Genomic DNA, 22,776 nt, shown 5'->3' with positions numbered 1-22,776 from the left:
CCGATGCCTGCAGACCATTCTGTCGACGCGGCACCCCAACGCGATCAGGGTGATACGCAGTGTTTGGTCTCGCGATTGATCGGATTGGAGACCGAGTATGCGACGCTGGTCTTGGATCAGCAGGACGTACCGCGGGATGCATTGCCCTCGGCAAAGCAAGTCTATGAAGCGATGTGCGATGCGATCCGTCGAGATCAACCCACCGCCGATGGAATCTACGATCGAGAGCAAATGTTTCTCGCCAGTGGCGGGGCCGTGACGTTTGAGTCTCATCCGTCGATGTACACGCTACCCGGTGGATTGGTCGAGATCGCTACGCCGGAGGTGTCCAGTCCGGCGGAATTGCTGGCCTGTCAACGGTCCATCGATGACTTGGTCGAGAACGCGGCAAACAGCATCGATCTCGATATCGATTTGCGAGTTTTAAAAAACAGCTCCGACGCATTGGGACACGTGTACGGCTGCCAGGAAAACTACGAAGCCGTCGTTGCTCGCGGGTCCATGCTGCTCATCTATCGTCTGTTTGTGGCCCTGCTGTGGTTGATGCAGTGCGCGATTCTTGTCGCTTCACTGCCCGTTTTGCTGTGCCTCTATCTCGCGGTATACTTTGGCCACCGACGGCGGGGCGTGAACATTCCGGTCGATGCCGATCCGAGAGAATTGTTCGAAACACTGGCGCGTCCGGTTCAACTCATTGCGGTCGGGTGCCTCAGGCTGATCCACTTTCCCTCCGTGGTGGTGCTCCGGTTCGTTTGCCGCCACATCGCTTTTCGCGATCAACGTCGCTACTTGACAGCGCTGCTGGTTTCTCGCGTCTCACTTTGCGGTTCAGGGGATTTGGATCACGACGGCAGGTATCGATTGAGCGCCAAAGCGATCGCGGTGGATGTGGTCGCGGACATGGGCAGCTATCGAGGTGAACGTCCCATCTTTGTTTTTGGTCATTGGTTGGATCAGTTCTGTGCCAAGTCCATCGTGTCACTGAGTTCTACTCGCAGCATGTTTGCCAAGAGGCAGCGACTGCAGATCGGGCTCTCCGACTCCAACCTTTGCGATCTGGCCGAGTACGTCAAGTTTGCTTCGGTGTCGCTGGTCTTGGACATGATCGAGGCTGGAGCGACAAAAGATCTGCCTGTTCTGAAACGTCCGATCACGGCATTGCACGACTTGGCAAGTGACTGGAATCTCGTCACTCGTGTGCCGACGCGTACCGGCAGGTCGTCAGCATTGGACATTCAAAAGAACTACTTGCGGGCCGCACGTTCGTTCGTCGAATCGGTCGATTCCGCGCTCAGGGGCGAAGCCCCCGTGGTGATCGAGCGTTGGAACCGCTTGTTCGATGCCGTTGCCGATTTCAGAAAGGATGCCGGCAACACCGCATCCGCGTTGGGCAGCGTCGATTGGCTCACGAAGCTTTGGATGCTGGACCAACTGGATTCCGACGTGGGTTGGGCGGCACGCAAAAAGACCGACTTGCGGTACCACGAATTGTCCGAGCAAGGCTACCATCGAAAACTGGCCAGAACCAATCCAGAACTACAGCTTGTCGATCCTGATCAGATCCGAATGCGCCGAAAATATCCGCCGCCGAACTCACGCGCCGCGCGACGTGGATGGGTGATCCGCGAATTCGGCGGTGCCGGCGATTCGCTCAGATCGGAGTGGGGCTACGCGTTGTGGGGCTCAGGCAGCGAGCGAAAACGAGTCAGCTTTGATCGCCCAATACAGGATTCAACCCAATAGAAGGTTTCACCAGGTGCGCGGCTGGGTTCTGCCCTCGATGGCGACTTTGCTGTTATCATCCCTATGGTCAGCTTCCCCGGCTGACACCGCCGCAGATACCAGCACGAAGCGCAAGCGAGTGAATTTGCCTGAAGGGACGAGCGGGAAATAAGTATCGCGAAATCCACGTAGCAATCATCGCTCCGCGTGTTTTTTGCAAAGAGACAGGGCATTCACTTTTCGCACGTCCCAAACGGATGACGTACATTACCTCCCTTTTTTGCAGGTCCTCAAACACATGTCAGTCAAGGTCTTTGCGGGTATTGCAGCACGCAATCCGACTCTCTTTCGACGCACCCAAGTGGCACTCGGCGATCCGGCTGCATGGATCGAGCTGGACGGTCGGCAAATCGCGTTGGTCCGCGATTTGGAGATGGACCGGGTGCGACAGCGAAGTGCCGCGACTTTGGTGACTTGCCCGGCCGATAATGCGCCCGACTCTGGTTTGGATGCGGACCGTGAAACGGCGACCGCGCAAGCGCTGACGCAGTGGCTGAAAAAGAATGGAATTGGTGAAGTGACCGGTGATCGCACTTTCCCGTTCATCTTTGCATGGCATTTGCAGCAAGCGGGTATCTCGGTGCGCTACGACGCGGAACTGGGCGTTCTGGATCGGCGGTCGAAGCAGGACTTTGAGATCGAAGCACTGACGGCAGCTCAATCGACCACCGAATCGGTGATGCAAATGATTTGTGAAATGATCGCGCGGGCTTCGGTTTCCGCAGACGGAATCTTGCAGCATGACGGTGGGAGGCTGACCAGCGAACGCGTCCGTTCGATTGCCGGTGTGGAATTCATGAAGCGTGGGTTTTCGATGTCTCACGGCGCCATTGTCGCGACGGCTCCTCACGTTGCCGATTGCCATCATGCGGGTGACGGACCACTTCGAACCGAGATTCCGGTCGTGGTTGATCTTTTTCCCATGGATGAATCCACTCGCTATTGGGGCGACTGCACGCGAACAGTGGTCAACGGCTCGCCGTCGGATACCGTCGTTGCGATGCACCAAGCTGTGGTTCGTGCCAAGGCAGCAGCGACTCAAAAACTGAAGTTGGGTACTCCTGCGGGAGATGTTCATCAAGCCGCCGAAGACGTGTTGGTTGAATCTGGTTATCCGCTCTCCCGGGGAACCATCACGGATCACCCCAGCATTCAACACGGCACGGGGCACGGGATCGGATTGGATGTCCACGAACCGATTTTGTTGGATACCGGCGGCGGGCCCGTATTGAAAAACGAAGTCTTTACGATCGAGCCCGGACTCTATGGCCGCAACGATGGTGGCGTTCGAGTCGAAGACATGCTGGTCGTGACGGATGGAGACGCGTTGAACTTGAACCGACTGCACGAAGGCTTGGATTGGAAATGATGAGTGGCGTCAAAAACGATCCCACGGAAAGTTCTGTCGCACTCATTGGCGTTGTCACCGTCTCTGACCGGGCGAGCCGAGGTGAGTACGAGGATTTGGGCGGCCCCGCCATCGTCCAGTATTTGACCAAGGTTTTGACATCGCCGTTCGAACCTGTTTTGCGTGTGATACCTGACGAGGAGAGCACCGTTCGTGAAACGCTGATCGATCTGTGCGACGTGCACGGTTGCTGCCTGGTTGTGACCACGGGGGGCACCGGTCCGGCACGACGCGATGTGACTCCGGAAGCGACCGAGGCGGTTTGTGACCGCATGATGCCGGGATTCGGCGAGCAGATGCGCCGTGCCTCCTTGGAGAAAGTGCCCACCGCGATCTTGTCACGCCAGACTGCTGGACTGCGAGGTGAATCGCTGATCATCAACTTGCCCGGGAAACCCAAAGCGATCGCAGAATGTCTCGATGCTGTCTTTCCCGCAGTTCCCTATTGCATCGATCTAATGAACGGACCGCGATTAACGACCGACGCAAGTGTGATGGTTGCGTTTCGTCCAAAGCGGTGAAACCGATGCTGTTGGATGTGCTACATGCCGCACAACCGGAACACCAGTGGTTGGAACGTCGACATCTTGTATCGCAGGCGCGATGTACGCCAACAGACACACGAAACGCTGAGCTATCTGACAAGAGATAAAGGTCAGATCACGGGGGTTGTGAGCGGAAAATGGAAAACGAGAAATCACTGTGCCGAAGACGCGAACGTCGATTCAAGACGCGTGCCGGACACATCCTGCACTGCGAAACCCTCGTCAAAGGCGACAAGATGCATCACGGCACTGTGATCGACATCTCGCCCAGCGGGCTGCGTTTGCTGTGCGAAGGCAAGTTCGCGATCGGTGAGACGTTTGTCGTCGAACTCAAGACTGAACGCTCGCACGGCAGCTACGAAGGAATCGTTCGACGTGTCGAGCCTTGGGTTGCCGGGCAGTCTGTCATCGGTTGCCAATTGACTCAAAAGATTCCCGACGAGATCCTGGAAACACTGGCTCGCGAAAACGTCGTTGATCGTCGACGCGACGGACGCGTCCCATGGACTCAACCTGCCCACATGAGTTGGGAGTTGCAAGCGGGCGAAGTCGATGTGACGGTCTGTGACTGCTCGCCAGGCGGTCTGAAGATTATCTCGAAGACCCCCATCCCGGATGCGACACGCTTGCGGATCCGAATGACTCCCGATGGAGGCGATGAGTTGGTGATCAATGCCAAATCCGTTTGGCAGACCGAAGACGCTGACACCTACGTCGTGGGGGTGGAGTTCACCAAAAAGGATCTCCCAGAGGTGATTGCCCGTGTTCTAGAGGAGAACGACCCCGATCGGGTTCCCACGGCACGAACTGTCACCGTACATCGATGGATACGACGCAGCGTCCTTGTTGCTGCATCGGTCACCATTCTCGCTTTCGGCCTGTCACAAACCAATGCATGGACGGCAATTCAGCAACTCGACTACGACGAGCTGCTGACCAGAATGCAGATTCTGACAAAAGCCTTCACGCGAGATTAATCGTCGCGTCGGATGATGATCGTTCGGTCAGGCACCGGGCGTGGTGTTAGCCCATCCGCCTACGCCTTGTGGGTCACTAACTCGGCCGTCTCCACAGCCCGGTGCTTCCGCCCATTTTCGAGAACCGGACGCTATCGCGTTGCGGCTGATGAACTACATTACCGTCCGAATTCCGAACCGATGTGAAACTGCTGGAGATGTCCGTGGCCAAGAAGAAACGTATTCCGAACAAATTTCGCCCTTGGATTGAGGCGAGAAAAAAGTTTCGGCTCTCTCACGCTCACATTCAAATGGCACGCGAACTAGGACTGTCCCCGAAACGGTTCGCAGCGTATGCGGACACCACCAATCAACCGTGGAAAGTCCCCTTGCCTCAGTTCATCGAGCAACAGTACCTCACGCAGTTTGGGAAAGAGCGCCCCGACGAGATCAAATCGATCGAACGGATCGCAGAAGAGCATCAGGCAAAGCGAGCCGAGAGAAAGCTCAAGAAACAGGCTGCGGCCGGCGATGATACTCAGGCCGCGGATTCTGAATCCACGACGCCGGAACTCGACGCATCCGATTCTAGCGCATCGGATGAGCAGGCGACAGAAGCGACAGCATCGTCGGACGATCAACCGACTGATTCTTGAGTCTGGCGGTTGCCCAGCGATTGTCGCTCGACGTTCCACGTCGTTGGCGGGCGTGTCCACTTCGTCCGCCAACGCGCGATGGGCTTGCTCAGCCTAGGCCTGGACTGCTCAAAGTTTGGTGTTGTGTCTTTTTGGGTTTGCGCAAGTTTATGTCCCTACTGCCGGCGCAGCTGGTGGCCCCCAGTGAGCCTCAGGCGCTAGCCGTGGGCCTGAGGCGGATTGTGGTGCCGGCCCACGGCTAGCGCCTGAGGCTCACTTTGATTGCGATGCATGGGACAAAAACATGGACTGAAACAACAATGTCAACCCCAAGCTTTGAGCAGTCCAGCTGGTGGCCCCCAGTGAGCCTCAGGCGCTAGCCGTGGGCCTGAGGCGTATTGTGGTGCCGGCCCACGGCTAGCGCCTGAGGCTCACTCTGATTGCGATGCATTGGACAAAAACATGGACTGGAAAAAAACAATGTCAACCCCAAGCTTTGAGCAGTCCAGCTGGTGGCCCCCAGTGAGCCTCAGGCGCTAGCCGTGGGCGTGAGGCGGATTGTGGTGCCGGCCCACGGCTAGCGCCTGAGGCTCACTCTGATTGCGATGCATGGGACAAAAACATGGACTGAAAAAAACAATGTCAACCCCAAGCTTTGAGCAGTCCAGCTGGTGGCCCCCAGTGAGCCTCAGGCGCTAGCCGTGGGCCTGAGGCGGATTGTGGTGCCGGCCCACGGCTAGCGCCTGAGGCTCACTCTGATTGCGATGCATGGGACAAAAACATGGACTGGAAAAAAACAATGTCAACCCCAAGCTTTGAGCAGTCCAGCTGGTGGCCCCCAGTGAGCCTCAGGCGCTAGCCGTGGGCGTGAGGCGGATTGTGGTGCCGGCCCACGGCTAGCGCCTGAGGCTCACTCTGATTGCGATGCATGGGACAAAAACATGGACTGAAACAACAATGTCAACCCCAAGCTTTGAGCAGTCCAGCTGGTGGCCCCCAGTGAGCCTCAGGCGCTAGCCGTGGGCGTGAGGCGGATTGTGGTGCCGGCCCACGGCTAGCGCCTGAGGCTCACTTTGATTGCGATGCATGGGACAAAAACATGGACTGAAAAAAACAATGTCAACCCCAAGCTTTGAGCAGTCCAGCTGGTGGCCCCCAGTGAGCCTCAGGCGCTAGCCGTGGGCGTGAGGCGGATTGTGGTGCCGGCCCACGGCTAGCGCCTGAGGCTCACTCTGATTGCGATGCATGGGACAAAAACATGGACTGAAAAAAACAATGTCAACCCCAAGCTTTGAGCAGTCCAGCTGGTGGCCCCCTGTGAGCCTCAGGCGCTAGCCCGGATTATTCATTAGCCGGCACGCGATAGCGTCCGGTTCCCGATTACAGGCGTGAGAACCGGACGCTATCGCGTGGCGGCTGATATGCGCAGACTGTTTTCGTGCCAATCCGCGTAAACCGTTTCTTGCAAACGTATTGCGAAGACTGTAGTGAGTCGCATGAATAATCCGGGCTAGCCGTGGGCCTGAGGCGGATTGTGGTGCCGGCCCACGGCTAGCGCCTGAGGCTCACTTTGATTGCGATGCATGGAACGAAAACATGGACTGAAAAAACAATGTCAACCCCAAACTTTGAGCAGTCCAGTGTAGGCCGCTTAACTGTAGGCCGTTGCGTTCAATTGTCGGCCAGGTTTCGCAGCACGGTCGGCAGGATTCCACCGTTGCGGTAGTACTGCAATTCGACTGGGGTATCGATTCGCACGACACAGGGGAACGTGATTGACTTTCCGTCCGCGTTGGTCGCCGTCACGTTGATGGTGCTACGCGGTTCCAGGTCGTCCGAGAGGTCCGGGATGTCAAAGGATTCTTCGCCGGTGATGCCCAACGATTGCCAAGTCGCGCCGTCGGCGAATTCCAGTGGCAGGACTCCCATGCCGACGAGGTTGCTGCGGTGAATGCGTTCATAGCTGGCAGCGATGACGGCTTTGACCCCCAACAGCATCGTTCCTTTGGCGGCCCAGTCTCGGCTGCTGCCCGTTCCGTACTCCGTGCCCGCCAGCACAACCAGCGGAGTGGACTCGGATTGATAGAGCATCGATGCATCGTAAATGCTCATCACATCGTTGGTCGGCAGGTAGCGGGTCACGCCACCTTCCGTGCCAGGTGCCAGTTGGTTGCGGATGCGGATGTTGGCGAAGGTGCCTCGAACCATGACCAAGTCGTTGCCGCGGCGTGAGCCGAAGCTGTTGAAGTCACGGATCTCAACGCCACACTTCTGCAGGAATTTGCCCGCCGGACCGTCGGTTGCGATCGCACCGGCCGGGGAAATGTGGTCGGTCGTTACGGAATCACCCAGCAGCACCAAACATCGTGCGCCGGTGACCGGTCCGATCGACGGGACGGCTTCGCCGGTGACGCTGTCTAAGAACGGCGGGTTGTGGATGTAGGTGCTCTCGTCGCTCCAGGGGTAAATCGCCCCCGTGGCGGCTTCGATCGAGTTCCACATTTCGTTACCCGTCACACCGGACTCATACTGCTGGATGAACATGTCGGGTTCGATACTGGTCAGGATGGTCTCGCGGATTTCTTCCGCCGACGGCCAGATCTCGCTCAACATCACCGGTTTGCCGTCGCTGTCCGTGCCCAAGGGTTCGTTCAACAGATCGATGTCGGTGGTGCCGGCAAGGGCGTAGGCGACGACCAGTGGCGGGCTGGCCAGGTAGTTGGCTTTGGTCAGCGGGTTCACGCGGCCTTCGAAATTGCGATTGCCACTCAACACGGCCGACGCGACCAAGTCACCACTCTTGATGGCCGCGGCGACGGGTTCGGGCAGCGGTCCGCTGTTGCCGATGCAAGTCGTACAGCCGTAGCCGACGGTGTGGAAACCGAGCGCACGCAAGCTGTCCGTCAAACCGGCTTTGTCTAGGTAGTCGGTGACGACGCGTGAACCGGGAGCCAAACTGGTTTTGACGTGCCCAGGCACTTGCAATCCGCGATCGGCCGCTTTCTTGGCCAACAGGCCGGCGCCGATCATCACGGATGGGTTGCTGGTGTTGGTGCACGATGTGATCGCGGCGATGACGACGGCACCGTGCGTGATTTGGCTGGAGTGTCCGTTATTCTCAACCGTACCGGTATGCTTGAGTGCTTCGGTCGCCAGTCCGAAACCGGCTTTGCCGATCGGTGCGGTGAGCGAATCGTTGAACGCCTGTTTCATGTCACGCAACGCGATGCGGTCTTGTGGGCGTTTTGGACCGGCAAGACTTGGCTCGACGGTTCCTAAGTCCAACGAGAGTGTCTTGGTGTAGGTGAGTTTGGGGCCGTCATCCAAACGGAACAGGCCTTGTTCCTTGCAGTAGTTTTCGACCAATTGGACTTGCGTTTCCGTGCGTCCCGTCTGACGCATGTAATCGAGAGTGACGTCGTCGACGGGAAAGAATCCCATCGTCGCACCGTACTCGGGTGCCATGTTGGCGATCGTCGCGCGATCGGCCACGCTCATGGTGTTCATGCCGGTGCCGAAGAACTCAACGAACTTGCCCACCACGCCTTCCTCACGCAAGATCTCGACGACACGCAGCACCATGTCGGTAGCGGTCGAACCGGCTGGCAGTGCGCCGGTGAGTTCAAATCCGATGACTTCGGGCATCAGCATGTACAACGGTTGGCCCAACATGTTGGCTTCCGCCTCGATGCCGCCGACACCCCAACCGAGCACGCCCAGTCCGTTAATCATCGTTGTGTGGCTGTCGGTCCCGACGAGTGTGTCTGGAACGGCGACCGGACCGTCGGGCGTGTCGACCAGGGCAACGCCGCACGCGAGGTATTCCAAGTTGACTTGGTGAACGATCCCGACGTTGGGAGGGACGACGCGGAAATTGTCAAAGGCTTGTTGACCCCAACGCAGAAACTCATAGCGTTCGCGGTTGCGTTGGAATTCGATGTCAACGTTCTTTCCTAGCGCCGCGTCGGTACCAAAGAAATCGACTTGCACGCTGTGATCGATGACCAAGTCGACCGGGATCAGCGGGTTGATCTTTTTGGGATCACCGCCGATCCGCTGCATCGCTGATCGCATGGCGGCCAAGTCGACGACGGCGGGGACACCGGTGAAGTCTTGCAGGACGACGCGATAGGGCTTGAACGGGATCTCTTGTTTGGCCGGATCGGCTGCGTTCCATGCCGCCAGATTCTTGACGTCCTGTTGTGTGACGAGAAAGTCGTCGCAGTTTCGCAGCACGGCTTCCAACAGAACTCGAATCGAGAACGGCATTCGATCGATTTGGCCCAGCCCGGCCTCCTGCAGCTTGCTCAGCCGAAAGATGGTGGCGGAGCCGTTGCCGGTATCAAATTGGTCACGAGCGTTAAACGGATCGAAAGTCACAGCGGTGTTCTCTGGTCAGGCTGGCGGACGTGGCTCAGCCAGAGAATCGATCCTGCTCTTGCGCAGCGGGCGCCGACTCAGCGGGCTGATGGACAGGCCGCCAGTTTATCGATCGGCGCAGGCGTTGTCGTCCCCCGATCGATTGCAAGCTCGCAAAATGCGAATTGCCGACCGCTGGCCGCCCTTCTGGGACCTAACGGGGGCGATATCGCCACATGCAGGCCAATGCCGCGATGCCATCCCGCCACCCGATCTTCTTTCCCTCGTCGTATCCACGGCATTCGTAGCCCGTGGGCACCTCCAACACACGCTGTTTGCGGGCCGCGATCTTGGCCGTGATCTCGGGTTCGAATCCGAATCGGCACTCCCGCAACGGGATCGAACGGATCAGGTCACCGCGGAACGCTTTGTGGCATGTCTCCATGTCCGTCAGTTTCAGGCCGGTCAACCGATTGCTCAACGCTGTCAACAACCAATTGCCGAATCGATGCAGTACGGACGGATCATCTGACTGGCGTAAATACCGTGACCCGTAAACCACGTCGGCTCGGTTCTCCGCAATGGGCTTGATCACGTCCAGCAAATCAAACGGGTCGTACTCCAGATCGGCGTCCTGGATCGCAACCACGTCACCTTGGCTGTGGCGAATGCCCAGCCGAACGGCGGAGCCCTTGCCGTGATTTCTGCGACGGCAAATGACCTTGCGACGTGGACTAGCTGGTAACTGTTGCAGCCACTGACAGGTTCCGTCCGTGCTGCCATCGTCCACGATGATCAGTTCAGCGTCGGCCGGCATGACTTCTTCGGTACGCTGCAGGACAACCGGCAATGTTTCCCGTTCGTTGAATACCGGGATGATGACGGTCAGCGTGCATGTGGGGGCGGAGCGAGTCACGTTTGAGTCCGATGAGCTCGCCAACCCCGCTGTGGCTTGTTCCAACAGCTCGGCTGTCGATTCTAACCGTTTGGCGATGTCGCCCCAGGGCGTCGCGGTAATAACGCAATGTGCTGGGACGGTTGAGGGGGATGCGGTCGCGGCGGCGTTGGGGCGAGTGCTGTCCATGGCTTTCGTTGCGTGAAGATATCTGGGTTAGAATATTCGGGTTGCTGCCTGGACCCGAGTTGCCTCCGTTGGAATGTGCCTTACGAAAAGTGGTCGCAGGACCAATTCTGCCGATAGGGCACCACATCCCCCGAACAATTCTCGCCGCCGATTTGAAGAAACAGATTGTGACGAACGAATCAATGGGGAAAGGTCGTTAGGAACGATGAACCATTTCGTGTCGCACCTGGTAGTGGGATTCGCCAGAATTCCTTTCGCCCAGGATTTCTGGCGAAATCCATTACGGCATCTTTTGATGATGCGTTCCTTAGTGCCAAAATCGCGAGTTGAGCTTTGATACCCGCACGACGCGCAAGCGAGTGATTCAGGGCGATTTATTCACTCGCTTGCGCTTCGTGCTGGTATTTGCCTCCTTTCCAATCAATGTCAATTCACGACACTAGCCCGGATATTGCATCCATCGGTTATTGACGCGGGGTTGCGAGTTCGATACGTCCGCTTTTGGGAAATGATTTGATTTTGATGGGGGCTTTCGCAGCGCCGCGCAGAAGGCCCCCCCTCCCCCAAGCGAATGATTCGCTTCGTGGTTGCGTTTTCCTCGAGGGTTGCCGCCCTTAGTCGCTTCGGCAAAGACGCGCCATGACTTCGTTAAAGAGACTCGCGCTAGGGCAGTGAGTCGGAAGGTGAAAAATCACTCGCCGACAAGTCACGCGCACTCGCGCGGCAATCTTGAACAGACGCAAGCGGATCGTATCCACACGCATCCGAGCATGTGTAGTGCCCTGAAGTGCCAACCGGCGGATTCCGTCGACCAACACATACGCCAACGACGACAGAATCAAACGAAACTGATTGGCCATGAAGTCTGTGCAGCTGGTTCGATCGGCAAACAAACACATCTGTTGTTCCTTGATCCGATTCTCCATTTCACAACGCTGACAATAACGTTCTCGATAGAAATCCTTCGGGTTCCAAGCAACACTGCAGATCGTTCCAGGATCGAGGATTTGTCGAACCTGTTTGCCGTCCACGCGAGGGCGATGATAAGTCGGCTCGACGATCCCTTGGGCACTGGGCAGGTTTGTCACGACGAAACGCGGGTTGGCTCCCTTGTCGCCGTGCTCCGCCTTGCCGAGAACCCAGCGATGACGGTCCCATGTTTCCTGAGTGCGATAACGGAACCATTTGAAAAGCGTTCGCGTGGATTTAAATTTCAAATGCTCAAGTCGAGCACGGGTCATTTCGCAGGCAATATTGCGGATCAAGACGTTGTTCTTGGGCAATCCGAAGACATAGTAGACGTCGTTTTTATCGCACCAACGCATGAGTCTTTCATCAGAATATCCGCCATCGCCACGTAAAATGATTTTCGTCTCCGGCCATCGCGAACGAATCTTTTGAACCAGCAGTTTGGTCACCGCGCGAGCGTGATGGGCTGCGCCAAAACTGCTGGGACGTAGGTAGGCGACGAGCAACTGATAGCCACAGAACACGTACAGCGGCAGAAAACAGTGGCCGTCGTAGAATCCATTGAAGTAGTTTTTGTCTTGATTGCCGTGCGTCGGATCATCTGTGGCATCATAGTCCAAGGTGATTTCTTCGGGCGGTTTCTCGTAGCTGTCCAGAAAGGTGTTTACGATTTCTTCGTGGATAGCCAGCATCGCTTTGCGATCGACACGATTTTCGAAACGTGAATGCGTTGACGGACTGGCCAAAGGAACGTGTTCGTCGCTGTCATAGTCATTCTGTGCAGGCGTGCGTCCGGCAGCGACTTGAAAGGCTGCATCATGCCGCAAGTGGGCGTGATCGTTGCCGTCCTCGTAGCCTGCCGCAATTCCAAAGATACGACTGGTCAGGATCTCGGCCTGCGGATGTGCGGTGTAGATAGGATCGCGTGGATCGGCAATACAAGCGTCGACTCGGCGGATCAGGCCGAGTCGTTGATCGACTTCGCGAAGCAGTAGCAATCCGGCGTCGGACGTGAGCGTTCCGCCATCAAAATCAAACTCGACAGCTTGGCGACGGAGGCGTTTCAGTGCAGCTCGTTTTCGATTACGCTTTGTCATTGCCGAGAGCCTTGGGCTTGGGATGTGTGAAGTGTTGTAACTCCAATGCATACCAGGACTAAGGCTCTTGCGCTATAGGGGGAAACAAATTTTCGGATGCAATATCCGGGCTAGCCGGACGTCGCATCAGGATTTCAGCGTGTGATCGCGTCCAGAGACCCCGCGTGTTATGGTGTTGCTCTGAGCCCATTGCGACCTGTGTCCCGGCCCAATGCGACCTGTGTCCCCGTCTGAGTCATGAACATTCCACCCTTCGTCCTGTTGCTCGCGTTACTGCCGCTGGTGGGCTACTTGCTGGTGCTGGGGCTGATCCGCATCAGCGGTTTGGTGTTGGTGACAACCGGAGCCCGCGACATTGTGGCGTTGGGGTTCGCAATCGCGGGACTGATCGCGGTGGGACCCGGCGAGCTATTCTTTCCAAATGCAGCGGCGGGATTCTTTGGCGTTTGGGTATGGGGTGCGTTGCTCTCGTTTTACACCTTGCTGGTGTTGCTCTTTGCCATCACAGCTCGACCACGTTTGGTCGTCTACGGCCGCACCGCTCCGGAATGTTTTGGTTCCTTGGTCGACGCCGCTCAGAAGTTGGATTCGACGACGACGGTGGATGAGCAAGCCTTGCAAGTTCACTTGCCCAAGCTCGGTGTTCGGCTTCGGGTGGCCGGCCATCGGTCGCTCGATCACGCGACGATCGAAGCGTTCGAGCCGGTGGTGTCGGTTGAGTTTTGGCATCAGTTGATGGGGTTGTTTCGACAAGCCATTCAAAAGACACCGGGAACGCGATTTCGCAACGGCGGCGTGATGTTGCTCATCGCCTTGACGCTACTGGCCATGGTCCTTTGGCAAGGCCTCAGCCGCAGCGATCAAGTCGTCCAGGGATTTCGCCAATGGCTGTGGCGTTAGCGTGGACTGCTCAAAGTTGGGGGGTGTGGGATTGTTTTTTCAGTCCATGTTTTCGTTCCATGCATCGCAATCAAAGTGAGCCTCAGACGCTAGCCGTGGGCCGGCACCACAATCCGCCACAGGCCCACGGCTAGCGCCTGAGGCTCACTGGGGCCGCCAGCTGCGCCGGCAGCAGGGACATGAACTTGCAAACCCAAGAAGACACAACACCAAGCTTAGAACAGTTCAGCGTTAGCGTCGTCGGCCCGGAAGGACTTATTGCGATTCGTTCTCAATAAGTATTGCATTGGAGTTCTTTTTCCGCAACAATGGGTGCGTTAAAGCATGCGGATTGCGCAACTCACCATCTTTGAACGACTTATGACTGCTCCCGAACAACCGGCATCCTCCGTCCCCGAAGGACTTACCGCTGATTTTGCGGACCGGGCAGCCCCGTTCAGTCCAAAGATCGTGCATTTCACCGACCTCGCCCGCTGCGGCGACGAGATCTGGATCGAGTACGAAGGCAAACTCTATCGCCTGCAAAGCACCCGTCAGGGAAAACTGATCCTGACCAAATGATTGGTTCGGGCAACGCACAATAGCGAGTTCGTCTAGATCATCTGAAACTCGTTCAGATCAGAGGTGCGCACAGTCATTTTCAGCGTGTCCATTCGGGATTTCCGAATGAGGGCGTCGACGTTGGCATTTAATAATTGCTGTGGGAATACTGATTGAGGATCTGCTTTTGATAGGATCACTGCTTCGCGCCGTCACGTGACCGCCAGCCAAAGACCAGTTTTAGACTGGAGCGAAGTGTGGAGAACAGGGAATTTCAAGAGAAGTACGAAGAGCGGCTTGCGAGAATCAGCAGCATCTACGACGCAAACATGGCAAATATCCATCGAGTCTTTTGGGAATCGGTAAGAAGGGACTTGCTGATTCCAGACACGAGACGCTATCTGACCGAGCTGCCGAAGCGAGCAGCGTTCCCCAAACAGGGTGACGCAGCGATCCAGGTTGGAATGGCACCGAGCACATATTCTGACGGAGTGAGAGATGGAAGCATGAAGTTGTCAAAGTTCCAATCGCTGCATCTGTTAGTGCCCTATCAATTTGACCTCACCCAGGTTGATACTCGGTTGCCGATCCTATGCGCATTTCGTCGAATCCTTGAAATGGACAGAGCCCCCGAACCGCTGCTCACGCCAGCCATCATTGATTTTCTGCGAACAGTCGTTGCTGGTTGGAATCACTGCTTTCGATCACAACCGGGACCGATTACGCGTCGAGCATTCTTCGATAGCTTGGCAAGCCGCATTGGTCTCGTGGAGCGAGGCGAATCCTTGGATTTAATTGTCATCGCTGGTGCCCCTATCTACCGGATCATTGTAAGCGCACGTAGGTTTCATCTTGACTGCCGGTTTAGTTTGGCGGGTTTTGCCCCGCCTACACGGAGTCCACCATGGCGCGAAAACCGGATCCTGCCCTGCGGCAGGCTTGGCGAGAATTGATCTCTCGCCAGTCACACTCGGGATTGAGCATCGCTCGGTTTTGTGACACACAACAAATCTCGACCGCATCGTTCTACAAATGGCGGCGAGAACTCTCGCAAGCAACTGATCAACCGAGGCAGACTTTCCTGCCCGTTGAAGTTCTCCCGAGCGAGTCAATCGATGACGAACCGCCTCTGAGAGTTCGCCTGACCGTCGGAGCCGTCATCGAAATCCCAGCACAGCGAATCGACATCCTGCTGGCCGTCATCGAGAGAATTCAGACTAGCGGATCGCTCTCACTTGCCCAGCAGGAACACATGCCATGATCGCATTGCCAACCAACACTGACATCTTCCTGTTCTCCCAGCCCACCGACATGCGAAAAAGCTTTTGTGGACTAGCCGGTATCGTTCGAGATTCGTTGCATCGGGAACCCAACGACGGCAGCCTCTTCTTGTTTATCAACCGAAACAAAGACAAGCTCAAAGCACTCTACTGGGATCGCGACGGATTGGCACTATGGTACAAGCGATTGGAGTCAGGAACGTTTGAGCGAATCACTGACCAAGGCAAGTCGACCGTTCAGATCGACGCGGCGGAACTAGCTATGTTGCTCGGTGGAATCTCCATCGAGAACGCCAAGCGACGCAAGCGATTCAAGGCCGCGTAATTCGCACCGACGCGAAAGCCGACGTCATCACTCACAAGAGCAAGTTTTCAAACGGTCTGATTGGGGCCAAGAAAACTTGCTCTTTTTTTGTTGCTTTGGTCGGTTTGCCCTTGCGCTTTTGCGCCACATCGTTACCTTCGGTTGCATGAACCGAATCGAGCAACTTGAGCGACAAAACGCCGTCCTTCGCGAGCAGAACGAGAAGTTCGCAAGCGACGCCAAGCTGCTACTTGAAGAAGTTGCCAAGCTGGGCGACGAGAAGCAAAAGCTGATCAAAAAGAACGAAGCGATCAGTGATGAACTTCGTAAATCTCGCGACCAGCTCGAAGCCCTGATCCGCCGTCTGTTTGGTCGCCAAAGCGAACGCTTCGACGATGTCGACCAGCTCAAGTTTGAGTTTGCCACACCCGAACAAGCTGCTGACGCGCGAGAAGGTATCGAGCAAGCATGCGATGAAAACAACAACACTGGCAAATCAAAACCCAAGCCACGCAGGCGGAAACGTAACGAGCGATTCCCCGAGAGCTTAGAGCGAAAGCAAGTCCTGATCGACTTGTCCGACGAAGAGAAGGAAGGCCTGACGCGAATCGGCGAAGACATCGTCGAGACGGCTCACTATCGTCGCCCAATCGTTTACATCTTGCAGAAGATCTATCCCAAGTACGTCCGCAGCGGTGAACCTGATGCAGGCGTGATGCAGATGCCACGGCCCGAATCGTTGATCGCGGGCGATCGCTACGACACCTCCTTCGCCGCAGAGATCATCGCCGCGAAGTTCAGTTATCACTTGCCGATTTATCGCCAAGAGGATCTTTTTGCTGGTTGCGGGATCACGATTTCTCGCAGTTCGTTATTGAACATCCAAGAAGCAGCGGCGAAGTTGATTCGTCCGTTTGCTGCCTATCTGGCCGATTTGGTTCGCACCGATCATTGCATCAGCAGTGATGACACGGGCGTGTTGTTGCTGCTTCCCAAAGACATCCCCAAGATTGACGAAGACGACCCCAAGAGCCGCAGGGCTGCGGAGGTGATAGCGAAAGCCAAAGAGGAGAACGCCAAGAGTGTTCGAGCCAAGATGTGGGCCTATCGCGGGGTGAGTGTTCCGATCAACGTGTTTGACTTCACGGTAAGTCGACATCGCGACGGGCCAGACCTGTTCTTGATTGATCGCGATTACGAAGGCACGTTACTTGGCGATTGCTACGGCGCGAACACTGGGATTCACATGCGTTCCAACGGCTTGGTTGTCCATGCCGCATGCGTTGCCCATGCGCGACGCAAGGCGGAGTATGCGTTAGGTAATCATCGTGAGCATGCGACCGCGTTGTTGAAGTGTTTCAATCGGCTTTACGATTTGGAAGATCAATGTCGCCACATGGACTGGGACGCGCGATTTGCGTTTCGGCAAGAGCACGCTTTGCCGGTGTGGACGCTGCTTCGTAGCTACTTGGAAAACGAGATGTCGAAGGTGTCAACGAAAGAGAAGATCGGCGAAGCGAAGGGCTACTTGCTAAATCAATGGGATGGCTTAGTGAAGTACCTTGGGGATGGTCGGATCCCGATCGACAACAACGAGTGCGAACAGTTGATGAAACAGGTTGCGCTGGGTCGCAAGAACTGGCTGTTCATCGGCAGTGTAGCTGCCGGTTATCGCACGGCGGACTTAATGACGTTGTGCAGCAGCGCGATCCGCAATGACTTGGATGTCTACGCCTACATCAAAGACGTGCTCGATACACTGCTATCTGGCAGCACCGACTACGCGAGCTTGCGTCCAGATGCGTGGGCTAAGTCACACCCAGAATCGGTTCGTCACTACCGCGCCGAAGAGCGTCGGCAACGCAACGCCCGGCGTGACCGAGCCCGACTCGATCGACGCCTCAGCCAATCCGAGTCAGAATAAACCCTCCGCCCGCCCCGACGGCACATGGTGCCGTTGGGCGCTTACGGATCATTCAAGACAACTTGCTTTTCTGGTTCGACAGTGTGGAAGAATAGGTTGTTGAAATGAGGCTGCACCAAGCACAAGAGATCATAAAGAATCCGCACTCGCATCCGATTTCCGACGTGACCAAGGCAGTCGCGATCACGACTAGTCCGTGGCGCAGATTCATCGCTTCGATTCCTCTGCCCTCCCAGTCCTTGCTATTTGGACTAATGGGTTTTGTTCTCCCCGGTGCTTGGTCTCTTATTTCACGTGAGATTGCGCACGTATCGCTTTCAACTCTTGATCGACTTTGGTGTGAAGAGGTTGGCTTCATCATCTTTGCGTTGACTGGGCTGTTGTTCATCATTTTGTGGAGCCGGTTCTCAAAACAACGTTGGCTGATCACATTCTCGGTGCTCACCCTTGCCTCCACAGCAGCAGTCGTGTGGATCGAGAAAAGGCGGAACGACGAGCAGTCTCAACTTGTCGATCTGCTCAGTGGTGAAAACTGGATGGCGTACGATCCCGTTGGATTTAATCCGCTATCCGGCTCTTTTCCCACGAAGGATTCAATCCGCGAAGATTTCAAGGCAATGAAAAAGCTCGGCGTGACGGGAGTGATCACCTTCGGAATGGAAAACACTCTTGGTGAAATTCCCTACATCGCGTCTGAATTTGGATTCAAAGTGATTGCGGGACTGTCGGTTCCGGACGACTTTCGATTCAAACCAGAAGCCGAGTTTGTGAAGGCAATTGAGGCGAATGAGGCCGGCGTTGTTGATGCGTTCTGTGTTGGGCACATTCGTGGTGAGCTGATCGAATTCGATACATTGGCTCAATGGATGACGCAGCTCCGTAACGCGACAGGAAAACCGGTTACGTTTTCTGCGCCAATCGCGGCGTACTCCGGTCAAAGATCAAAACGTGCACGCGAAATAGGTGACTGGTACTTTCCTGATGTGGGAGGCGCGTGGCAGCTTAGCAATGATCCGTCAGAAGTGGTGAAACAGACCAGAGACAATTGCTTTCGCGCTGTTGAGCTTTCGGAGGATAAGCCGGTGCTTTGCAAAATGATCGGATACCCAAGCGGGCCAGCTTCGATGGGTTTTTCGCCTCAGAAACAGCGAGAATTCTTCTTGAATTTTTGGCGTTCGACTTCACTACCATTTCATGTTTTCCCTTCCTACGCTTTCGCGTTTGATCGTCGGTTCGTTACCCATGCCGCTTCAATATTCCCAGACCAGCGTCATCCTGCAGGGGCATATCTCGGTCTGATTGATGATTCCAGACAACGACTGCAAAAGGCGGTGGCGAATGATTTCCGAAGGCATTGGGGGCTTTTGTCAGCCAGTCTGGTCGTTCCTGCCGCAGACTATTCGATTGTACGAACGGTGGACGCAGACACCGGCAACGTCGAGCATCGACTGCATGTAAGTCAGGGAGATGACAAATTTCATTTCGGCTCTGTCGTCCGGACGCCTGCCGGTGCGATGAACTTCCGACCTCATCCATCCGACGATCCAGATGGCTGGGGAGCTTCCATTTACATGACACCTTTTTTCGGACAGCTTGGCGCGGACGCGTGTGGTGTCGATGACGTTGATTTGACGATTCGCGATCAGGTCATCCACATCACAAGCACGGGCTCCACCGTGGTGGGAAACGATACTCGTGGGCACTGGGAACTTCAATGCGAACTTGGATATGACACATCTGCCCGACATGTTATCGGAACCGGCAGCCTGCAATGGAAGCCGGAGTTGACCGAGGGATTTGTAGGCGATCTGTCTGTCCTGCGCATCAGCACCAATGTGTTGTGCGACGTTGAACTGGATTCCGGTGGGATGGGCGACACCGGCGATTCCACTGGTATGAGTTGGTCCTATCTAAAAGATGGTTTGAGGATAAACCAAAGCTTTTTGCCAACCATGAAAAACAATGCAACCTTCCCGCAGGATCAATCCACAGCGATCGAGATCTTTATCCATGGAAACTTGAATCGTGCCGCTGGAGATGGACCACGAAGCAAACGTACACCTGACATCCGTCTCTTGCTAGAGTCCGACCGAGCTGACCTAGCGATCGGGGCTCAATACGATACCGAACGGAATTCATTCGAGCAGGACAATTTTGGCGTCACGCCACTGATCAGAGTCGACTCAAGCAAAGAAATGGCTGATCGCCATTTTTATTTCTCCTTTGAGTCACAGAACTCACTTTGATCATTCTGCAACAGCAGTTCGGGAAAACCGAATTCGTCAGAAAACAGCGCATAAACTTAGGACTGAACGGATAGGTTATCAGTCTTTCGAAAGCGCTGGGGAGCGAATCATGAGCCGATCAAAGAGGAATCCAAGGAGCAATTCATGGGTAACAAGGCGTCTCGTTTTTCGGGGTCAATCTCACTACGTCCGCCGCTTACGCCATCGAGTCTCGATCAAAATCCGCAATTTTATATCTGCCGTCCTACGCAAGATAGCGAAACAAGTCGATAGGATTTACACAAATCGCTCTCTTTGCCGCGTCGGATCCACACGACGTGGGCTTCGCCTTGAAGCTCTCGACGGCCGACAGATGTTGGCTGGAGAAGTGTTTACCACTCTGGATGTCAATCGGAGCGGCAGTCCGACCGCCTTAGACGCTTTGCTGATCATCAATAGTCTGCCGGGAACAGAATACAGCGAACACCTTGACGTCAATCGAAGTGGTAACGTGTCTGCCCTGGATGCATTGCTTGTCATCAATCAACTCGGCAGAGGTCCTCTGGAAATCCCCGAGATCGAACTGGACGGCCCCGAATTGACGAATGCCATCGCGATTGGATTCGACTACTCGGGAATTGATGAGTTGCCGGAGATCACGTCGACAGAAATGCGAATTCGGGTCGGCGAACAACTGACGACATTTCAGACGGGAACCACGACGCACACCGTCGTTGATGCACCCTTCACCGGAGACTATCAAGCGGATCTAAGACTTAAGTCCGTATTCAACTTCTATTATGTGTACTCGGGAATTGCAGCAGGAACCATTGATCGGACGCCTCCTACCGTTTCCGTAGACCTTGCCCAATTACCCAATGGCACCGGCCTCGTACACACTCCCATTCTCTACGCCCCGATTGAGGTGATAGATAACGTTGATTCTCCACGCACCGAGTATGGCGTCTTTCGACTTGAAACAGGCAGCAATAACATCCAGTACCACGCATTCGACGCTGCTGGGAATGAGACCGTCTTTGCGATGGACATCACGTCTACTGCGGAACCCCAGAGCGAGATGGTAAAGCAACAGGTGGCACGAAACTGGTCGGTCTTTCGGACAGGTGCCGGAGTAGCAGGTCACACTGCGTTGCCAATCGACTCCATCGACGCAGCAGGAAATATTGCTGACGCGCTGGTTTCTCCAGCGCCCATCGGTTTCGCGTTCAGCGCGGATGTTCAACTCATTTCCGGATTCATTCAAACGACCGAGTCGGAACGCGTGGAATCCGTTGCCCGCGTCGGAAAACTGCTGGAATCGATCACGAATCTACAAGGCGCAAATCGCCTCCTGGTATGGCAACACTTTGATCCAATGACGGGCAGTCTGAATCCACAGAGGTCGACAGCGGATGTCTTCGATAATGGCGTCCTGCTATCGAATCTGGTGAGCGGCATTGGATTGATGGAAGCATCAGGATTTAGCAATACGCCTGAGGGAATACTGCTGCACCAGACGGCGAATGAAATTCTCGCTAAGGTCCGGCAGGGGATGGCGAATCTGGTCGATTCAGAAAGCAGCGACAAACGCCTGCATCACTCGATCGATGAAAACACTGGAGTTCGCAGCACTGGGGTGCTCGATAACTTTGGGGATGAAGCACGTGCTGCCGTGGTTGATTTGTTCGTCAACGGATTGATTGACAGCGACTCCCTCCCAGAATTGAGGACGAGAAAGTACATTACTCAAGAAGGCCGCGAGATTGATGTGCTGGGCTCAGGCGAAGGGGGAGCTTTCCAAGCGTTTTGGTCGAGCCAGACGTTTGACGATGTCGATACCGCGATCGGACCTCTGCTGACCAATACGCTCATCGCCCATTTGGACAGTGCGCAACTAAACGGACGTCAAGGATTCGCGAGCGCATCGGCAATCTACGACGAGATGGGATACGAGTATCGCGGAAATATCGGCGTCGCCGGATTGTCGACCAACGGGAATCCATTGCACGGAGGCATCGGCTCATTGTACGCAGTGCCGTCTGCGATGCAATTCTTACCCAGCGCGGTGCAGTCATTCATCGGAACCGTTTTGACTAATAATCCGGGCCTGCAGGGGCCGTACGGTCTCTTCGATGCAATTGACAATGGCAATATTGCTCCGTACCACGTGGGAGTCGACGTCCTCAGTTATGTTACAGGCTTGACGGGCGGCAATGTGGTCGGCGGACGCGAGTACTACAAAACGCGAAATCATGATCAAGCGATACGGGATCTATACAACAGCATCGTCCCTTCGGTGAATTCAGCCCCCGCACAATGGCCCCAGCCGACGCTTGATGGAGCGCTCGATGGAATTGACATGCTCAGCGCAAGCTACGCGCCAGGAGAATTCCATGACGGGGGAAACTTGACGATCGATTCCGATGCATTGATTCGCTTTGAAGCGGGAAGCGAGTTTGGCGGCTGGTTTGGTGGAAGAATCGACAGGGTCGAAAGGGCAGTGAATCCCACATTCCTGCTTCGATTCCGACTTGCGAATTTCAATGCGGGGGACAGTACAGCACGAAGTGTAGGAATCAAGCTTGAGAATGAAGGACAGGCGATCTCAAGGACCCAAGTGCCTGTTCTGTCCGACAACTGGGTGACCGTCGAGATTCCTCTCGACAACGACGTGAATGTGGTGATCTTTGAGGCGCTACCTGCCGGAGCCGTCCTCGAAATCTCACAAGCAGTCTTCTTAGAGACTGCGTTGTCATAAGCAGATGCCC

Annotated in this window: 15 protein-coding genes; 12 read left to right on the top strand and 3 right to left on the bottom strand. The window is 55.6% G+C overall.

The genetic code is table 11. From position 1 onward, the window contains the following. Window positions 1-3: 3 nt before the first annotated feature. The 5 genes from Pla52nx_RS22685 (at window position 4) to Pla52nx_RS22665 (ending at window position 5,347) form a co-directional block, all read left to right on the top strand. Entirely contained in the window at window positions 4-1,743 is a 1,740-nt protein-coding gene (locus Pla52nx_RS22685) for a proteasome accessory factor PafA2 family protein (RefSeq protein WP_146523689.1), read from the top strand. A gap of 277 nt (window positions 1,744-2,020) precedes the next feature. Then, a complete protein-coding gene (locus tag Pla52nx_RS22680) occupies window positions 2,021-3,151 on the top strand; it encodes a M24 family metallopeptidase (protein ID WP_146523690.1) in 1,131 nt (376 codons plus the stop codon). Then, window positions 3,151-3,711 (top strand): molybdopterin adenylyltransferase, encoded by a 561-nt coding sequence (gene mog, locus Pla52nx_RS22675; protein WP_146523691.1) that lies wholly within the window; start codon window positions 3,151-3,153, stop codon window positions 3,709-3,711. The genes Pla52nx_RS22680 and mog overlap by 1 nt, the downstream gene beginning before the upstream one ends. A gap of 161 nt (window positions 3,712-3,872) precedes the next feature. Next, window positions 3,873-4,712, top strand: coding sequence for a PilZ domain-containing protein (locus tag Pla52nx_RS22670; RefSeq protein WP_146523692.1), 840 nt, complete (start codon window positions 3,873-3,875; stop codon window positions 4,710-4,712). Window positions 4,713-5,002: 290 nt separating this feature from the next. Continuing rightward, window positions 5,003-5,347, top strand: a complete 345-nt coding sequence (locus Pla52nx_RS22665) for a hypothetical protein (RefSeq protein ID WP_231742852.1) — start codon at window positions 5,003-5,005, stop codon at window positions 5,345-5,347. 1,650 nt (window positions 5,348-6,997) lie between these two features. Here Pla52nx_RS22665 and acnA read toward each other — a convergent pair. The 3 genes from acnA to Pla52nx_RS22650 form a co-directional block, all read right to left on the bottom strand. Beyond that, window positions 6,998-9,706: an aconitate hydratase AcnA gene (acnA, locus tag Pla52nx_RS22660; RefSeq protein WP_146518710.1), complete on the bottom strand. Its 2,709-nt coding sequence runs from the start codon at window positions 9,704-9,706 to the stop codon at window positions 6,998-7,000. 193 nt (window positions 9,707-9,899) lie between these two features. Then, window positions 9,900-10,769, bottom strand: a complete 870-nt coding sequence (locus Pla52nx_RS22655) for a glycosyltransferase family 2 protein (RefSeq protein ID WP_146518709.1) — start codon at window positions 10,767-10,769, stop codon at window positions 9,900-9,902. A 614-nt stretch (window positions 10,770-11,383) separates the two neighbouring features. Next, window positions 11,384-12,835 (bottom strand): IS1380 family transposase, encoded by a 1,452-nt coding sequence (locus tag Pla52nx_RS22650; RefSeq protein WP_342190172.1) that lies wholly within the window; start codon window positions 12,833-12,835, stop codon window positions 11,384-11,386. A 237-nt stretch (window positions 12,836-13,072) separates the two neighbouring features. Here Pla52nx_RS22650 and Pla52nx_RS22645 point away from each other — a divergent pair, with 237 nt between their 5' ends. The 7 genes from Pla52nx_RS22645 (at window position 13,073) to Pla52nx_RS22615 (ending at window position 22,766) form a co-directional block, all read left to right on the top strand. Next, window positions 13,073-13,735 (top strand): hypothetical protein, encoded by a 663-nt coding sequence (locus tag Pla52nx_RS22645; protein ID WP_146523884.1) that lies wholly within the window; start codon window positions 13,073-13,075, stop codon window positions 13,733-13,735. A gap of 360 nt (window positions 13,736-14,095) precedes the next feature. After that, complete coding sequence (gene hemP / locus Pla52nx_RS22640) at window positions 14,096-14,296, top strand: hemin uptake protein HemP (protein WP_231742889.1); 201 nt, start codon at window positions 14,096-14,098, stop codon at window positions 14,294-14,296. 883 nt (window positions 14,297-15,179) lie between these two features. Further along, on the top strand, window positions 15,180-15,536 hold the full coding sequence (gene tnpA / locus Pla52nx_RS22635) for an IS66 family insertion sequence element accessory protein TnpA (protein ID WP_146523882.1): 357 nt from the start codon (window positions 15,180-15,182) through the stop codon (window positions 15,534-15,536). Continuing rightward, window positions 15,533-15,880: an IS66 family insertion sequence element accessory protein TnpB gene (tnpB, locus tag Pla52nx_RS22630; RefSeq protein WP_146523881.1), complete on the top strand. Its 348-nt coding sequence runs from the start codon at window positions 15,533-15,535 to the stop codon at window positions 15,878-15,880. Before tnpA ends, tnpB begins: the two co-directional genes overlap by 4 nt. 145 nt (window positions 15,881-16,025) lie before the next feature. Beyond that, the gene (locus tag Pla52nx_RS22625) at window positions 16,026-17,783 is read left to right on the top strand and encodes an IS66 family transposase (protein ID WP_342190217.1); all 1,758 of its coding nucleotides are present in this window, start codon (window positions 16,026-16,028) and stop codon (window positions 17,781-17,783) included. A 104-nt stretch (window positions 17,784-17,887) separates the two neighbouring features. Further along, complete coding sequence (locus tag Pla52nx_RS22620) at window positions 17,888-20,029, top strand: hypothetical protein (protein ID WP_146523849.1); 2,142 nt, start codon at window positions 17,888-17,890, stop codon at window positions 20,027-20,029. Between the two features lie 367 nt (window positions 20,030-20,396). Next, window positions 20,397-22,766, top strand: a complete 2,370-nt coding sequence (locus Pla52nx_RS22615; protein WP_197455175.1) for a dockerin type I domain-containing protein — start codon at window positions 20,397-20,399, stop codon at window positions 22,764-22,766. The last annotated feature ends 10 nt before the right edge of the window (window positions 22,767-22,776 follow it).

It is taken from the genome of Stieleria varia, from assembly GCF_038443385.1.
Taxonomy (GTDB): Bacteria; Planctomycetota; Planctomycetia; order Pirellulales; family Pirellulaceae; genus Stieleria; species Stieleria varia.
Note: the sequence above shows the minus strand (reverse complement) of the source record. Positions and strands in the feature narration are given on the sequence as shown.

What these genes read in the sequence shown, in the direction of transcription:
- Pla52nx_RS22685 (WP_146523689.1), top strand. Translation starts at nt 4, where the DNA reads ATGCCTGCAGACCATTCTGTCGACGCGGCACCCCAACGCGATCAGGGT.
- Pla52nx_RS22680 (WP_146523690.1), top strand. Translation starts at nt 2,021, where the DNA reads ATGTCAGTCAAGGTCTTTGCGGGTATTGCAGCACGCAATCCGACTCTC.
- mog (WP_146523691.1), top strand. Translation starts at nt 3,151, where the DNA reads ATGAGTGGCGTCAAAAACGATCCCACGGAAAGTTCTGTCGCACTCATT.
- Pla52nx_RS22670 (WP_146523692.1), top strand. Translation starts at nt 3,873, where the DNA reads ATGGAAAACGAGAAATCACTGTGCCGAAGACGCGAACGTCGATTCAAG.
- Pla52nx_RS22665 (WP_231742852.1), top strand. Translation starts at nt 5,003, where the DNA reads ATGGCACGCGAACTAGGACTGTCCCCGAAACGGTTCGCAGCGTATGCG.
- Pla52nx_RS22655 (WP_146518709.1), bottom strand. Translation starts at nt 10,769, where the DNA reads ATGGACAGCACTCGCCCCAACGCCGCCGCGACCGCATCCCCCTCAACC.
- Pla52nx_RS22650 (WP_342190172.1), bottom strand. Translation starts at nt 12,835, where the DNA reads ATGACAAAGCGTAATCGAAAACGAGCTGCACTGAAACGCCTCCGTCGC.
- Pla52nx_RS22645 (WP_146523884.1), top strand. Translation starts at nt 13,073, where the DNA reads ATGAACATTCCACCCTTCGTCCTGTTGCTCGCGTTACTGCCGCTGGTG.
- hemP (WP_231742889.1), top strand. Translation starts at nt 14,096, where the DNA reads ATGACTGCTCCCGAACAACCGGCATCCTCCGTCCCCGAAGGACTTACC.
- tnpA (WP_146523882.1), top strand. Translation starts at nt 15,180, where the DNA reads ATGGCGCGAAAACCGGATCCTGCCCTGCGGCAGGCTTGGCGAGAATTG.
- tnpB (WP_146523881.1), top strand. Translation starts at nt 15,533, where the DNA reads ATGATCGCATTGCCAACCAACACTGACATCTTCCTGTTCTCCCAGCCC.
- Pla52nx_RS22625 (WP_342190217.1), top strand. Translation starts at nt 16,026, where the DNA reads ATGAACCGAATCGAGCAACTTGAGCGACAAAACGCCGTCCTTCGCGAG.
- Pla52nx_RS22620 (WP_146523849.1), top strand. Translation starts at nt 17,888, where the DNA reads ATGAGGCTGCACCAAGCACAAGAGATCATAAAGAATCCGCACTCGCAT.